The organism is Streptomyces sp. SID1328 (assembly GCF_009865595.1).
In the GTDB taxonomy this organism is placed as follows: domain Bacteria; phylum Actinomycetota; class Actinomycetes; order Streptomycetales; family Streptomycetaceae; genus Streptomyces; species Streptomyces griseoluteus.
Window position 1 is genome coordinate 1 of record NZ_WWKH01000820.1, and the last position, 13,673, is coordinate 13,673.

Annotated in this window: 13 protein-coding genes and 1 pseudogene; 8 read left to right on the forward strand and 6 right to left on the reverse strand. The window is 71.7% G+C overall.

The window, feature by feature from the left end; all coding sequences use genetic code 11:
* Together GT030_RS25980 and GT030_RS25985 are read left to right on the forward strand one after the other, a co-directional pair.
* Nucleotides 1-641 (forward strand): annotated as a pseudogene (locus GT030_RS25980) (hypothetical protein); the annotation flags it as partial.
* A 104-nt stretch (nucleotides 642-745) separates the two neighbouring features.
* Nucleotides 746-1,171 (forward strand): OsmC family protein, encoded by a 426-nt coding sequence (locus tag GT030_RS25985; RefSeq protein WP_161203187.1) that lies wholly within the window; start codon nucleotides 746-748, stop codon nucleotides 1,169-1,171.
* A 55-nt stretch (nucleotides 1,172-1,226) separates the two neighbouring features.
* Here GT030_RS25985 and GT030_RS25990 read toward each other — a convergent pair whose 3' ends face one another.
* Entirely contained in the window at nucleotides 1,227-2,090 is an 864-nt protein-coding gene (locus GT030_RS25990; RefSeq protein ID WP_161203188.1) for a helix-turn-helix transcriptional regulator, read from the reverse strand.
* Nucleotides 2,091-2,159: 69 nt separating this feature from the next.
* Nucleotides 2,160-3,815 carry a CocE/NonD family hydrolase gene (locus tag GT030_RS25995; RefSeq protein ID WP_237522825.1) on the reverse strand — a complete coding sequence of 552 codons (1,656 nt, stop codon included), beginning with the start codon at nucleotides 3,813-3,815 and terminating at the stop codon, nucleotides 2,160-2,162.
* A gap of 103 nt (nucleotides 3,816-3,918) precedes the next feature.
* On the opposite strand from GT030_RS25995, the gene GT030_RS26000 reads away from it, so the two are divergent.
* Nucleotides 3,919-4,638 (forward strand): TetR/AcrR family transcriptional regulator C-terminal domain-containing protein, encoded by a 720-nt coding sequence (locus tag GT030_RS26000; protein ID WP_346009748.1) that lies wholly within the window; start codon nucleotides 3,919-3,921, stop codon nucleotides 4,636-4,638.
* 89 nt (nucleotides 4,639-4,727) lie between these two features.
* The gene (locus GT030_RS26005; RefSeq protein WP_161203190.1) at nucleotides 4,728-5,471 is read left to right on the forward strand and encodes a class I SAM-dependent methyltransferase; all 744 of its coding nucleotides are present in this window, start codon (nucleotides 4,728-4,730) and stop codon (nucleotides 5,469-5,471) included.
* Nucleotides 5,472-5,586: 115 nt separating this feature from the next.
* Here the strand turns inward: GT030_RS26005 and GT030_RS26010 are convergent, their stop codons facing one another.
* The 4 genes from GT030_RS26010 to GT030_RS26025 all read right to left on the reverse strand — a co-directional run bounded on the left by GT030_RS26010 (nucleotide 5,587) and on the right by GT030_RS26025 (nucleotide 10,328).
* Nucleotides 5,587-6,276 carry a glycoside hydrolase family 75 protein gene (locus tag GT030_RS26010; protein WP_161203191.1) on the reverse strand — a complete coding sequence of 230 codons (690 nt, stop codon included), beginning with the start codon at nucleotides 6,274-6,276 and terminating at the stop codon, nucleotides 5,587-5,589.
* Between the two features lie 93 nt (nucleotides 6,277-6,369).
* Nucleotides 6,370-7,206, reverse strand: coding sequence for an aldo/keto reductase (locus tag GT030_RS26015; protein ID WP_161203192.1), 837 nt, complete (start codon nucleotides 7,204-7,206; stop codon nucleotides 6,370-6,372).
* A gap of 82 nt (nucleotides 7,207-7,288) precedes the next feature.
* On the reverse strand, nucleotides 7,289-9,121 hold the full coding sequence (locus GT030_RS26020) for an AMP-dependent synthetase/ligase (RefSeq protein WP_161203193.1): 1,833 nt from the start codon (nucleotides 9,119-9,121) through the stop codon (nucleotides 7,289-7,291).
* Nucleotides 9,122-9,458: 337 nt separating this feature from the next.
* Nucleotides 9,459-10,328 carry a LysR substrate-binding domain-containing protein gene (locus GT030_RS26025; protein WP_161203194.1) on the reverse strand — a complete coding sequence of 290 codons (870 nt, stop codon included), beginning with the start codon at nucleotides 10,326-10,328 and terminating at the stop codon, nucleotides 9,459-9,461.
* A gap of 137 nt (nucleotides 10,329-10,465) precedes the next feature.
* Between GT030_RS26025 and GT030_RS26030 the strand changes: the two genes are divergently transcribed.
* From GT030_RS26030 to GT030_RS37205, 4 genes are all read left to right on the forward strand, one after another.
* A complete protein-coding gene (locus tag GT030_RS26030; protein WP_237522830.1) occupies nucleotides 10,466-11,476 on the forward strand; it encodes a bile acid:sodium symporter family protein in 1,011 nt (336 codons plus the stop codon).
* A 79-nt stretch (nucleotides 11,477-11,555) separates the two neighbouring features.
* Nucleotides 11,556-12,089 (forward strand): isochorismatase family protein, encoded by a 534-nt coding sequence (locus GT030_RS26035; protein ID WP_161203195.1) that lies wholly within the window; start codon nucleotides 11,556-11,558, stop codon nucleotides 12,087-12,089.
* 119 nt (nucleotides 12,090-12,208) lie between these two features.
* Entirely contained in the window at nucleotides 12,209-13,537 is a 1,329-nt protein-coding gene (locus GT030_RS26040; protein WP_161203196.1) for an OFA family MFS transporter, read from the forward strand.
* On the forward strand, nucleotides 13,512-13,640 hold the full coding sequence (locus tag GT030_RS37205; protein ID WP_267881266.1) for a hypothetical protein: 129 nt from the start codon (nucleotides 13,512-13,514) through the stop codon (nucleotides 13,638-13,640). The genes GT030_RS26040 and GT030_RS37205 overlap by 26 nt, the downstream gene beginning before the upstream one ends.
* The last annotated feature ends 33 nt before the right edge of the window (nucleotides 13,641-13,673 follow it).

The window sequence follows — 13,673 nt, forward strand, 5'->3', positions numbered from 1 at the left end:
CCCCGAGCGGCGCCGAGGCCCGCGCCGCCGTACGCGCCGCCCTGGGCCGGGGCGACTCGGAGAGCGGGCCCGCGCCCCGCTCCGAGCCCGTCGTGCTCGCCTCCGGCAATCTCGGCCTGGTCTCCTTCCCGGACGTCCCGCACCGGATGACCAAGGAGGAGATCGACGCCCGCCACCCGGCGCTGCTCCCCACCCTCGCCAACCACCCCGGCATCGGCTTCCTGCTGATCCGCAGCGCCGAGCACGACGGCGTGGTCCTCGGCCCCTGCGGCACCGAGATACCGCTGGCCGAGCTGGACGAGCGGCCGGGGCCGCTGGCCCGCTTCGGCCCCGGTGCCATCGACGCCGTGCGCCGGGCTCATGCCTTCCCGCACACCGCCGACATCATGGTCAACTCCTGGCACGACCCGGCCACCGGGCAGATCCACGCCTTCGAGGAGCAGATCGGCTCCCACGGCGGCCTCGGCGGCGCCCAGTCCCGCCCGTTCCTGCTCTCCCCGCTCACCCTGTCCGTGCCCGCGGAACACGGCGAGGCACTGACCGGCGCCGAGCGCGTGCACGGCGTACTGCGCCGCTGGCTCGGCGAGTTGAACGGCCCCGAGGTGCCGCTCGACGCCGACCCCGAGCGCCGGGCGGCCTGAGCCCTCGGACGGGTCCTCACGGTGCCGTGACCTCGGATGTGATCGGATGGGGGTACGGGGGCAACAGGACCCGGAACACGCAAACACCCGCGAAAGGAACCACCGTGGCTACCACGCGTACCGCACACACGGTCTGGGAAGGCGAACTGCTGTCGGGCAGCGGCACCGTCACCTTCGACTCCTCCGGCATCGGCTCCCAGCCGGTGTCGTGGCCGTCCCGCGCCGAGCAGCCGAACGGCCGCACCAGCCCCGAGGAGCTGATCGCCGCCGCGCACTCGAGCTGCTTCTCCATGGCCCTGTCGCACGGCCTGACCGGCGCCGGCACGCCGCCCACCAGGCTGGAGACCAAGGCCGACGTCACCTTCCAGCCCGGCGAGGGCATCACCGGCATCCACCTCACCGTGCGCGGCGAGGTCCCCGGTCTGGACGCGGACGGCTTCCGAGCGGCTGCCGAGGACGCCAAGAAGAACTGCCCGGTCAGCCAGGCCCTGACCGGCACCGACATCAGCCTCACGGCCGAGCTGGCCTGAAGCCCGTCGCCCGCTGTTGCGGGCCTCCGGTGCCGCGTCACGGGCGCGGCACCGGTCACAGGCTCTCGCGGAACTCCCGCCGCAGCTTCTGGGTGCGCTGCGCGGAGGCCGCCCGCGCCGTCATGTGGTCCAGCACCTCCAGGTGCGCGGCCACCTCCTCGCGCGAGTCGAGGTAGAGCGCGCCGGTCAGGTACTCGGTGAACACCATGTCCGGCAGCTCCCGTTCGGCGAACCGGAACAGGGTGAAGGGGGCGTACGTCCCCGGATGCGGGCCCGCCGCGAACTCCGCGAGCTGGAGGGTGATCCCGTCCCGGTCGGCGTACTCCAGCAGCCGGTCCAGCTGGTCGCGCATCACCTCGGACCGCGTGCTCACCGGCCGCCGCAGCACCGTCTCGTCCATCACGAACCACAGGTGCGGGGCGTTCTCCCGCTCCAGCAGCCGCTGCCGCTCCAGGCGCAGCGCCACATGCCGCTCCACCGTCTCCGCGCCGTGCTGCCCTATGGTCCCGGCCTCCAGCACCGCCCGCGCGTACGCCTCGGTCTGGAGCAGGCCGGGGATGAAGTGGGGCTCGTAGGAGCGGATGAGGCGGGCGGCACCCTCCAGGCTCACGTACAGGCTGAACCAGTCCGGCAGCACGTCGTGGAAGCGCTGCCACCAGTCCGGCTGGTTGGCCTCCTCGGCCAGCCGCACGAACGCGGCGGCCTCCTCCTCATCCACCCCGTACGCGGCCAGCAGCGCCTGCACATACGGGATCTTCAGCGCGACCTCGGCCGTCTCCATCCGCCGCACGGTCGCCGAGGCCACCCGCAGCACCCGAGCCGCCTCGTCCCGGCTCAGCCCGGTCGCCTCCCGCAGCTCCTGCAGCCGCCGCCCGAGCACCACCTGCCCCACCGTGGGCGCGGCCCGCCGCTCACTCACACCGCATCCTCCCTGACCACCGACGCATGCGGGCAGTGTGCCATGCGGGGGTTCTTCGCACAGGGGGGATCAATCAGCCACCTGAGGAAGGGAGTTGGCCGAGTCGGGAAGGGTGAGGGCGGAGTCGGCGTGGAGGGTGAGGCGTACGGGGACGAAGGTGGCGGCGTTTCCCCGGGGCTTGCCGGTGCCGGGGTTGCGGGCGTACCGGGGGTGGGCGCCGGCGCTGATCTGCCAGCGGATGCGGTGGCCGGGGGCGAAGTGGTGAGCGGTGGCGCTCATCGGGACGGCGAGGCGCGAGGTGGCGTCCGGGGACGCGTCGGTGGTGCCCAGGCCGTCGCAAACGTTGACCGAGCGGCCTTCGGGGTCCACGTCGCAAAGGCGGGTGAAGACATCGGCGTGACCGGTGTCCGTGGAGACGGTCAGCCGGCCGGTGACCGGGCCGATGATGTCGAGGGGCTCGGTCAGCGGGGGCCCGGTGAATATCAACACGTCGGTACGGGCTTCCAGTGCGCGGTTGTCGCGCGGACCGGCGCCAGGGGAGAGGAGAGGGCCGCCCACGGCCGGGGTGGGGTCGGCGGGGTCGTAGCGGAGAGTGGACAGGGGGGCCGAGTCGGTGGGCGGCTGCCGGGTGAGGTGGCCGTCTTTGGTGGGGTACCAGGAGGTGGGCTCCGTCGTGGGCGGCCAGTCAGTGAGGTCTCGCCACATGTGGTCCCCGCCCATGTGTACCCGCACCGCGGTGGAGCGCAGCCCGGTGGGGTCGGCGCACAGGTGGGCGCGCAGCCAGGCGAGGCTCTCCGCGAACACCTCGGGCCAGCCCTGCTGGAGCGCGGAGGCGTGGGACCAGGGGCCGACGAGCAGCGAGATCCCACAGCCGGCCCGGCGCAGCCGCGCGTACTGCTCGAAGGTCTGGTCGGCCAGCGCGTCGTGCCATCCGGTGATCAGGCTGATGGGGACGCGGAGGCGCTCCGACGGTGCCAGGGACGCGCCGCCCCAGTACGGGTCCTCGGCGTCCGGGTGGGTCAGAACCTCGTTCAGCCAAGCCACTTCACCGCCGAGCGCAGAGGCGTACGCACCACGCAGCGGCGCGGCCATGGTGACGGTACGCAGATGGCGCCGGAGGCGCAGGGCGGCCCGCGCGAAGGCGGTCATGCCCCGGTGCTGGTGGCTCATGCCGAGGCCGACCACCAGGGCGTTCTCCAGGCGCAGCGCACCGCCGCCCGTGTGGAAGAGGGCGTGGGGGTCGTGCAGGCCCACCTGGACGACCATCGCCTTCAGCTCCGGCGGTGGGTCCAGGGCGAGCGCCCACTGCACATAGCCCAGGTAGCTTGGGCCGAGCGTGCCCAACGTGCCGTTGAACCAGGGCTGTTCACGCAGCCACGCCACGGTGGCCAGGCCGTCGGCGGCTTCGTTGCGCCATAGGTGGAACGAGCCCTCGGAGCCGCCCGTACCCCGGCAGCTCTGGAGGACCACGTGGAAGCCCTGCTCGGCGAAGAGCATGCCGTACATCGGCGACCAGGGCACCCCCCGGCCGTAGGGGGAGCGGACCAGCAGCGTGGGGAAGTGGCCCTCGGCGCGTGGGAAGTAGTGGTCGGTGAGCAGCGTGCTGCCGTCACCGCCGAGCACCGCGAGCCCCGGCTCCCAGCCGACGTCGTACCGCTTCGCCGGCAGGCCACGCCAAGTGGCGCGCATCAGACGTGCGGACAGCGGTGGCTTTCGGAACGACATGATTTCCCTCCTCTATTCTCGTACGGCGTACGACAATAGAGGATGCTTGGATGACCCTGGCAAGGGCCGACCGTTGGCGGATCAGGGAAAGGGGTGCTGGAGCGTGGCTCAGGAGGAGGAAGCCGGGGGAGCCGCGGGTGTCGACCCCGCGAGGCTCTGGCTGGGCCCGGCCGAACCCCGCAGGGGCCGTAAGCCCTCCTTCAGCCGGGAGGCGATCACCGGGGCGGCCGTCGCGCTGGCGGACACCGAGGGGCTCGACGCGGTGAGCATGCGGCGGGTCGCGGCCGTGGTGGGGGCGGGGGTCATGTCGCTCTACAGCTACGCCCCCGACAAGGAGACGCTGCTGGAGCTGATGGTCGACCACGTCAGCGCCGAACTGCCCACCTCCGGTCCGCTCACGGGCGACTGGCGGGCCGACCTCAAGGCCATCGCCCACCTCCAGCGCGATCACATGCTGCGCCACCCCTGGCTCCCCGCCGCCCTGTCCGCGCACCGCACCCCTGGCCCACACGTCCTGGCCTTCCTCGAACACGCCCTGGTCGCCCTGCGCCCCTCCGGCCTCGACGGCGCCGCCCGGCTGGAGGTCTTCGCCCAGCTCACCGCCTTCGTCGCGGGACACGTCAGTCATGAACTCGCCCGGAACGAGGCCGCCCGATCCCCCGAACGGGCCGCCGCCGAGGCCCATTACCTCGCCATGGTCGCCCAGGACGGCCACCACCCCGAACTCGCCGAAGCCCTCTCCGCCCCCGGCCGCCCCACCGACCCCGAAGCCACCTTCAGCCGCTTCCTCAACCGCCTGATCGACGGGCTGGACACCGACTGATCCGGACCGGAGCCGCCTGCGCAAAGGATCTCCAACTCCCTTTCGTATAAAGGAACATGGCCCTCGCGAGGGCGGGCACACTGAAGTCTGTGCTCGACTACGACAAGGAAGCCGAGTCCTACGACAATCTCCGTGGCGGTGAGCCCCGTGCCCGTGCCGCCGCCGACGCCGTCCTCGGGCTGACTCCGGACCGCGAAGGGCGCCTGCTGGACAACGGCTGTGGCACGGGTAGCGTCACCCGCCGGCTGGCCGAGGCGCGGCCGGGGTTGCGGGTCACCGGGGTGGATCTCACGAGCGCCATGGTCCACCGGGCCGCCGCTCGGGTGCCCGGGGCCGTGGTGCGCGCCGACAGCCGCCGACTTCCCTTCTCCGACGGGGCGTTCGACGTCGTCACCAGTGTGTGGCTGCTGCATCTGCTGGACGACCCGGCCGATCTGCGGGCCGTGCTCGGGGAGTGTGCGCGGGTGTTGCGGCCGGGTGGGACCTATGTCACCACCGTCGACAAGGCGAAGGCGCACGACGTCGGCAGTGACATCGACGCCGTGCTCGGGCCGCGCCCCCGGCGGCCCGCCGCCGACGACCCGTCCAAGGTGGACGCGTACGCCGCCGAGGCCGGGATGGTCAGGACAGGTCAGGCCCGGTTCACCGGGGTCGGACAGGGACGCAGCCCGCGTCGCACGATCAAGGATCTCCGGCGCGGCTGGTTCACCCTGCTGCCGCCCGGTGAGCCGCGTACCGAGGAGTTCGCCGCCCGGCTGGCACGGCTGCCCGACCAGGACCGCCCGCGCGCGGACCCCGTCTTCACCCTGCACGCCTATCGGCGATCCGGTTAGCGGTGGCGTCCGGTCACACACCTCGACCGGGCCGGCCCCGGGAGCCTGTACCACCGGGCCGGCCTGTTCGTGCTGGACGCGTACACCGTCCACACGGCCGTACGCCCCCGCTGAATCAGTTCTCCGTGAGGAACTGCCGGGCCAGCCGGTCCCCGAGGGTGACCGCCGCCTCATGGCTCTCGACGGGGGAGACCCGCGCGTCCTTGAACAGGATGTACGTCACCCCGGACTCGGCGCCCCCGGTCGCCGGGTCCGGGTCGATGCCCAGGGCCTCGGCGGTCGCGTACGACGCCTCGCCGATGATCTCCTTCGGGCCGGTGTCCCCGACGACGGCGTACTCCACCTGGTCGCCGTGGATGACGGCGACCACTCCGCCACCGTCGATGCCGGCCGCCGCGTGGTCCCAGAGGGCGCTCTTGCCGGGAACCACCACGTACGGCAGCGCGTCGGCGCGCAGGGGCTTGCCGTCGGACTGGTGGAAGGCGGTGTCGTCCTGGTACCAGGGGTCGCGGTCCTCGTTGCAGCGGGCCGTGCGCTGACCGTCGCAGTCCACGTCCAGGTCGGCCTGCCAGAACACCGCGCCCTTGAGCCCGCACACCGGGACCGCCGGGGCGCTCTCGGCGTCGGTGCGGTACAGGCCGTCGGAGACCCGGTCGCACGTCCCTACCTTCGCCAGCAGGTCGGCCGCGGGGACCGTACCCTCCCGCGCCCGCCTGGGCGCGTCACCGTGGGCGGCGGCCAGTACCGTGGCGCAGAGCAGGACGGTCCCGGCGGCGGTGGCGAGACCCAGTGGACGAAGACGCACGGCGCGGAGCCCTTCGGTCGGCGAAGCTCGGCGTAGCGCACAGGGCCGCCCGCCCCCTGCGCGGGGACGGTGCGACCCTGTGGCGTACGGGTGTCAGACCATGTCGAACGTGGCCGGGTCGGGACCCAGCCGCTTGTCCTCGTTCAGCGCGCCGATGGCGGCGAGGTCCTCGTCGTCCAGGCTGAAGTCGAACACCTCGATGTTCTCCTTGATCCGCGACGGCGTCACGGACTTCGGGATGACGATGTTGCCGAGCTGGATGTGCCAGCGGAGCACGACCTGCGCGGGCGTACGCCCGTGCTTGCGGGCGATGGCGACGATCGCCGGGACCTCCAGCAGGCCCTTGCCCTGGCCGAGCGGCGACCACGCCTCGGTGGCGATGCCCTGCTCGGCGTTGAACTCCCGCGCCGCGCGCTGCTGGAGCTGCGGGTGCAGCTCGATCTGGTCGACCGCCGGGACGACGGACGTCTCCGCGATCAGCCGCTCCAGGTGCTCGGGCAGGAAGTTGGACACGCCGATCGCGCGGACGCGGCCGTCGGAGTACAGCTTCTCGAACGCCTTGTAGGTGTCGAGGTAGTTGTCCCGCGCGGGCAGCGGCCAGTGGATCAGATAGAGGTCGAGGTAGTCGAGACCGAGCTTCTCCAGCGACGTGTCGAAGGCACGCAGGGTGGAGTCGTATCCCTGGTCGCTGTTCCAGAGCTTCGTGGTGACGAAGAGGTCCTCGCGGGGCACTCCGGACGCGGCGATGGCCTTGCCGGTGCCCTCTTCGTTGCCGTAGATCGCCGCGGTGTCGATGCTGCGGTACCCGGCCTCCAGCGCCGTGGTGACCGCGCGCTCCGCCTCGTCGTCCGGGATCTGCCAGACGCCGAAGCCGAGCTGGGGCATCTCGACACCGTTGTTGAGGATGATCGGGGGGACCTTGCTGCTCACGATCCTATGATCCTTCGGTTGTGGACAGGTGGTACACCCATCGTCAACGATCACGGGCCGGTATGCATTCCTGACCTGCCGGTCAGGAGCGGTAGAGCGCTTCCACCTCACGCTCGTACGCCTTCTCGATCGCCTTCCGCTTCAGCTTCAGCGACGGCGTCAGCAGCCCGTGCTCCTCCGTGAACGGCTGGGCCAGGATGCGGAACGTACGGATCGACTCGGCCTGCGAGACGAGCGTGTTCGCCGCGACCACCGCCCGGCGCACCTCGGTCTCCAGGTCGGCGTCACGCACCAGCTCGGCCGGGGTGGGCCGGGGCTTGCCGCGCATCTGGAGCCAGTGGTCGACGGCGTCCTGGTCCAGGGTGACCAGCGCCGCGATGTACGGGCGGTCGTTGCCGACGACGATGCACTGGCTGACCAGCGGATGGTCCCGCACCCGCTCCTCCAGCACACCGGGGGAGACGCTCTTGCCGCCGGAGGTCACGAGGATCTCCTTCTTGCGGCCGGTGATGGTCAGGTAGCCGTCCTCGTCCAGCGAGCCCAGGTCGCCGGTGGCGAGCCAGCCGTCGTGCAGGGTCTCGTCCGTCGCCTTGGGGTTGTTGAGGTAGCCCTGGAAGACGTTCCCGCCGTGCAGCCAGACCTCGCCGTCGTCGGCGACGTGCACCGTCACACCGGGGATGGCCTGGCCGACGGTGCCGTAGCGGGTGCGCTCGGGCGGGTTGGCGGTGGCGGCGGCCGTCGACTCGGTCAGGCCGTAGCCCTCGTAGATCTGTACGCCGGCGCCCGCGAAGAACAGGCCGAGGCGGCGGTCCATCGCCGAGCCGCCCGACATGGCGTTGCGGATGCGGCCGCCCATCGCCGCGCGGACCTTGGAGTACACCAGCTTGTCGAAGAGCTGGTGCTGCATCCTGAGGCCCGCGGAGGGGCCGGGGCCGAGGCCCCATGCCTTGGCCTCCAGCGCTTCGGCGTACTTCACGGCCACGTCGACCGCCTTCTCGAAGGGCGTCGCCTTGCCGTCCTTCTCCGCCTTGCGCCGGGCGGAGTTGAACACCTTCTCGAAGATGTACGGCACCGCCAGGATGAACGTCGGCCGGAACGCCGCGAGGTCCGGCAGCAGGGCGGACGCGTGGAGCTGCGGCTGATGCCCGAAGCGGACCCGGCCCCTGAGCGCCGCGACCTCCACCATGCGGCCGAAGACGTGGGCCAGCGGCAGGAACAGCAGGGTGGACGCCTCGTCGCCCTTCTTGGAGTGGAACACCGACTCCCAGCGGCGGATCACCGTGTCCGCCTCGAACATGAAGTTGCCGTGCGAGAGGACGCAGCCCTTGGGGCGGCCCGTGGTGCCCGAGGTGTAGATGATGGTGGCGGTCGAGTCCGGGGTGACCGCCTTGCGGTGCCGGTGCACCACCTCGTCGTCCAGGTGCGCCCCGGCGTCGTACAGCTCCCGCACGCAGTTCGCGTCGAGCTGCCAGAGCTGGCGCAGGCGGGGGAGGCGGCCGATGACCGTGGCGATCGTCATCGCGTGGTCCTCGTGCTCCACCACGGCGGAGGTGACCTCGGCGTCGTGCAGCATCCAGAAGCACTGCTCGGCGGAGGAGGTCGGGTAGATCGGCACCACCTGGGCGCCGATCGTCCACAGCGCGAAGTCGAACAGGGTCCACTCGTAGCGGGTGCGGGACATGATGGCGACCCGGTCGCCGAAGCGGACGCCCTGGGCGAGCAGGCCCTTGGCGAGGGCGACGACCTCGTCACGGAACTCGGCGGCGGTCACGTCCCGCCAGCGTCCCTGATCGTCCTTGCGGCCGAGGGCGACGTGCAGGGGGTCGGTGCGCGCGTTGTCGAAGACGGCGTCGGCCAGGCCACCCGCCGGCGGCTCCGACTTCACTTCCGTCACAGGGTTGGTGAACTCGCGCAAACCTCGCTCCCCCTTGCTCGCTCTTCCTCGCTCCTCCGTCGGCCCGCGACGCTCCGCACAGCGCCGTGAAAGCTACCCCACCGAATGGCCGGATGGGAGGGGTCCGGAAACCGGCCAAACCTCACGTACCTCACGCACACCACCCGGAAAATCCCCGCACATGCGGAAGGGCCGGACACGATACTGACGGGTCGGTACGTACCCCGGTCGTAATCTCCACCGAATCTGTACGGGCCGGTCACGGGGTGGGGGGTGGCGGAGAGGGCACGAGAAGGCTGTCGGTCACTGCCACAAGAGCGCCGGCCCAATATGCGCCATCGGTCCCCTCCTGACCCCCTCAGCCGCCCCGCCGGCGCAACCTCTCCCCACCCGCCAGGATCGCCGCCGCCAGTGCGTTCGCCGCGTCCTCCGTCGCGCCCCTCGCGCGGGCGTGGGTCAGGGTGAAGTCGACCTTGCCCAGGTCGGGGAGCCCGGCGCGGTCCGGGATGCGGGTCAGGCCCGGTGGGATGAGGTGGCGGGAGTGGGCCATGACGCCGAGGCCCGCTCTCGCGGCGGCGATGAGGCCGTTGAGGCTGGTGCTGGTGCAGATGATCCGGTAGGGGCGGGAGTGGGATTCGAGGGTCTCCAGCGCTCGGGCGCGGGTGATGCCCGGTGGGGGATACACGATCAGCGGCACGGGGCGGTCCGGGTCCAGGCGGAGACGGTCCGTGCCGATCCAGACCAGGTCGTCCCGCCAGACCAGGCGGCCGCGCGGGTCCTCGGGGCGGCGCTTGGCGAGGACCAGGTCGAGCTTGCCCTCGGCGAGGCGCTCGTGGAGCGTGCCGGACAGCTCCACCGTCAGTTCGAGGTCGACCTCGGGATGGTCGTAGCGGAAGCCCTCCAGGATCTCCGGGAAGCGGGTCAGGACGAAGTCCTCCGAGGCGCCGAACCGCAGCCGCCCCCGCACGCGCGGGCCGGAGAAGTACGCCGCAGCCTGCTCCTGCACCTCCAGCAGCCGCCGCGCGAACCCGAGCATCGCCTCGCCGTCGCCGGTCAGCTCCACCGAGTGGGTGTCCCGCGTGAACAACTGGCGCCCCGCCGCCTCCTCCAGCCTGCGCACATGCTGGCTCACCGTCGACTGCCGCAGCCCCAGCCGCCGCGCGGCCTGCGTGAAGCTGAGTGTCTGCGCCACCGCGAGGAACGTACGCAGGTGCGTGGGGTCGTACATGGCGACAGCCTAGCCCGGTCATCGTGAAACGCGATCGCAGTCAGAGCGGTATGCCGGATTCCGTGATCGGCGCGGACCAGGCACGATGGAGATCGTCCGCCCCCACCGAGACGCTACGGAGCCCTGTGAAACGCCGGCTGCCCATCGACCCGTACATCGCGCTGCTCCTCGGCACGGTGGGCCTGGCCGCGCTGGTGCCCGCGCGGGGCGTCGCCGCCGACGTGGCCTCCGGTGCCTCCACGGCAGCCATCGCGTTCCTGTTCTTCCTCTACGGCGCCCGCCTCTCCACCCGCGAGGCGATGGCCGGCCTGCGCCACTGGCGGCTCCACCTCACCGTCCTGGCCTGCACCTTCGTCGTCTTCCCGCTCCTCGGGCTGGCCGCGCGCGGACTGGTCCCGGTACTGCTGACCCAGCCGCTCTACCAGGGGCTGCTGTTCCTCACCCTGGTCCCGTCGACCATCCAGTCCTCCATCGCCTTCACCTCCATCGCGCGCGGCAACGTCCCCGCCGCCATCTGTGCCGGCTCCTTCTCCTCCTTGGTCGGCATCGTCGTCACCCCGCTGCTCGCCGCCGTCCTGCTGGGGAACTCCGGCGGCGGCTTCTCCGCGGACTCGCTGCTGAAGATCGTGCTGCAACTGCTGGTGCCGTTCCTCGCCGGGCAGTTCCTGAGGCGCTGGATCGGCGGCTTCGTCACCAAGCACAAGAAGGTGCTCGGGCTCGTCGACCGGGGTTCCATCCTGCTGGTCGTCTACACCGCGTTCAGCGAGGGCATGGCCCAGGGCATCTGGCACCAGGTGAGCGCCCCGCGGCTCGGCGCGCTGCTCCTCGTGGAGGCCGTCCTGCTCGCCGTGATGCTCACGCTGACCTGGTACGGCGCGCGGGCGCTCGGCTTCGACCGGGGCGACCGCATCGCCATCCAGTTCGCCGGGTCGAAGAAGTCCCTCGCCTCCGGACTCCCCATGGCCGGCGTCCTGTTCGGCGCCCACGCCTCCCTCGCCGTACTTCCGCTGATGCTCTTCCACCAGATGCAGCTCATGGTCTGCGCGGTCATCGCCAAGCGCCGCGCCCGCGACCCCCAGGAACCCCCGGCCCCGCAGGCCCCGGTGCCCCGGACGCGGGTGAGGCCGGACGGTCACGGCGCCCCCTAGACGGCCGAACGCGTCTCGTTCACGGACCCGTTGACCCGGATTTCCGGCACGGACAGCTCGCAAGGGTTAACGTTCCGTCATGACCGCAGCACCCGTACTCGATCCCCGCCGCACCGCCCTCGTCCTCGTCGACCTCATGGACCGCCTCGTCGCGCTGCCGCTGGAACCCCGCAAGGGTGCCGAAGTGCTCGCCGCCTCCGAGGAGTTGGCGGAGCGCTGCCGCGCCGGGGGCGCACTCGTCGTACTCGTCCGGGTAGAACGGCCGACCGTCGCCGAACAGCCGCCCGGCAGCGGTCTCGTCGCCGGACTGCGCCACGAGGGCGACCTGGAGGTGGTCAAGCGGACCATCGGCGCGTTCCAGGGCACCGGGCTGGACGAGCGGCTGCGGGCCCGCGGCATCGACACCCTGGTCCTCGGCGGCATCGCCACCAACCTGGGCGTGGAGTCCACCGCCCGGGCCGCCGCCGACCTGGGCTACGAGCTGGTCTTCGTGGAGGACGCGATGGCCGCGTTCACGGCCGCCGAGCACGAGGCGTCGGTACGGCTGGACTTCCCCCGCCTCGGCACCGTCACCACCGTCGGACGACTGGGCTTCGAGGCCGTACGGCACTGAGGACTTTCCGGCCACCAGCACCTGCCACCGACCGCCCGACGCACGGAGCCGACCGTTCACCGCAAACGCGCCGCGCCCCACCTTCTCAACCCACCCGCCCCGACCTACCGTCCGGCCCCATGAGCAGCCCCCCTGTCGCGCCCCCGGGCTGGAGCCGCTGGCTCGTACCGCCCGCCGCGCTCTCCGTCCACCTCTCCATCGGCCAGGCGTACGCCTGGAGTGTGTTCAAGCCACCCCTGGAATCCGCGCTGCACCTCGACGGCACCCAGAGCGCGCTGCCGTTCCAGCTGGCGATCGTGATGCTCGGGCTGTCGGCCGCGTTCGGCGGCACCCTGGTCGAGCGCAACGGCCCGCGCTGGGCGATGACCGTGGCCCTGGTCTGCTTCTCCTCCGGGTTCCTGATCTCCGCGCTCGGCGCCCAGACCCAGCAGTACTGGCTGATCGTCCTCGGATACGGGTTCGTCGGCGGCATCGGCCTCGGCATCGGCTACATCTCGCCCGTCTCCACCCTGATGAAGTGGTTCCCGGACCGGCCAGGCATGGCCACCGGCATCGCCATCATGGGCTTCGGCGGCGGCGCGCTGATCGCCTCGCCCTGGTCGGCCCAGATGCTGGAGTCCTTCGGCACGGACCACTCCGGCATCGCGCTGGCGTTCCTGGTGCACGGACTGGCGTACGCCGTGTTCATGACCCTCGGGGTGCTGCTGGTCCGGGTGCCACGGCCGGACGGGCGTACGGAGAGCGCCACGGACGCGGCCGCAGGTGTCCAGGTGTCGGCCCGCAGCGCTCTGCGCACCCCGCAGTTCTGGTGCCTGTGGGTCGTGCTCTGCACCAACGTCACGGCGGGGATCGGCATCCTGGAGAAGGCCGCGCCGATGATCACGGACTTCTTCGCGGACAGCTCCACGCCGGTCTCCGTCTCGGCGGCGGCCGGATTCGTCGCGCTGCTGTCCGCGGCCAACATGGCGGGCCGGATCGGCTGGTCCTCCACCTCCGACCTCATCGGCCGCAAGAACATCTACCGGGTCTACCTGGGCGTCGGCGCGCTGACGTACCTGGTCCTCGCCCTGTTCGGGGACACCTCCAAGCCGCTGTTCGTGCTGTGCGCGCTGGTCGTCCTCTCCTTCTACGGCGGCGGCTTCGCCACGGTCCCGGCGTACCTGAAGGACCTCTTCGGCACGTACCAGGTCGGCGCCATCCACGGCCGGCTGCTCACCGCCTGGTCCACCGCGGGCGTACTCGGGCCGCTGATCGTCAACTGGATCGCCGACCGCCAGGAGGCCGCGGGGAAGGACGGGCCCGCGCTGTACGGGCTCTCCTTCTCGATCATGATCGGCCTGCTCCTCGTCGGCTTCGTCGCCAACGAACTCATCCGCCCCGTCCACACCCGTCACCACGTCCCCGCCCCGAAGGAGGCTCCCGATGCCCAGCGAGAGCAGCCCGCCTGACCGGCGCGCCCTGATCGCCCTCTCCTGGCTCTGGGTGGGCGCGCCGCTCGCCTACGGCCTGTACGAACTGGTGCGGAAGGCGACGCAGCTCTTCACGGGGTGACGCGCCGGGCGCCCGTCCGCACGGGCGAGACGC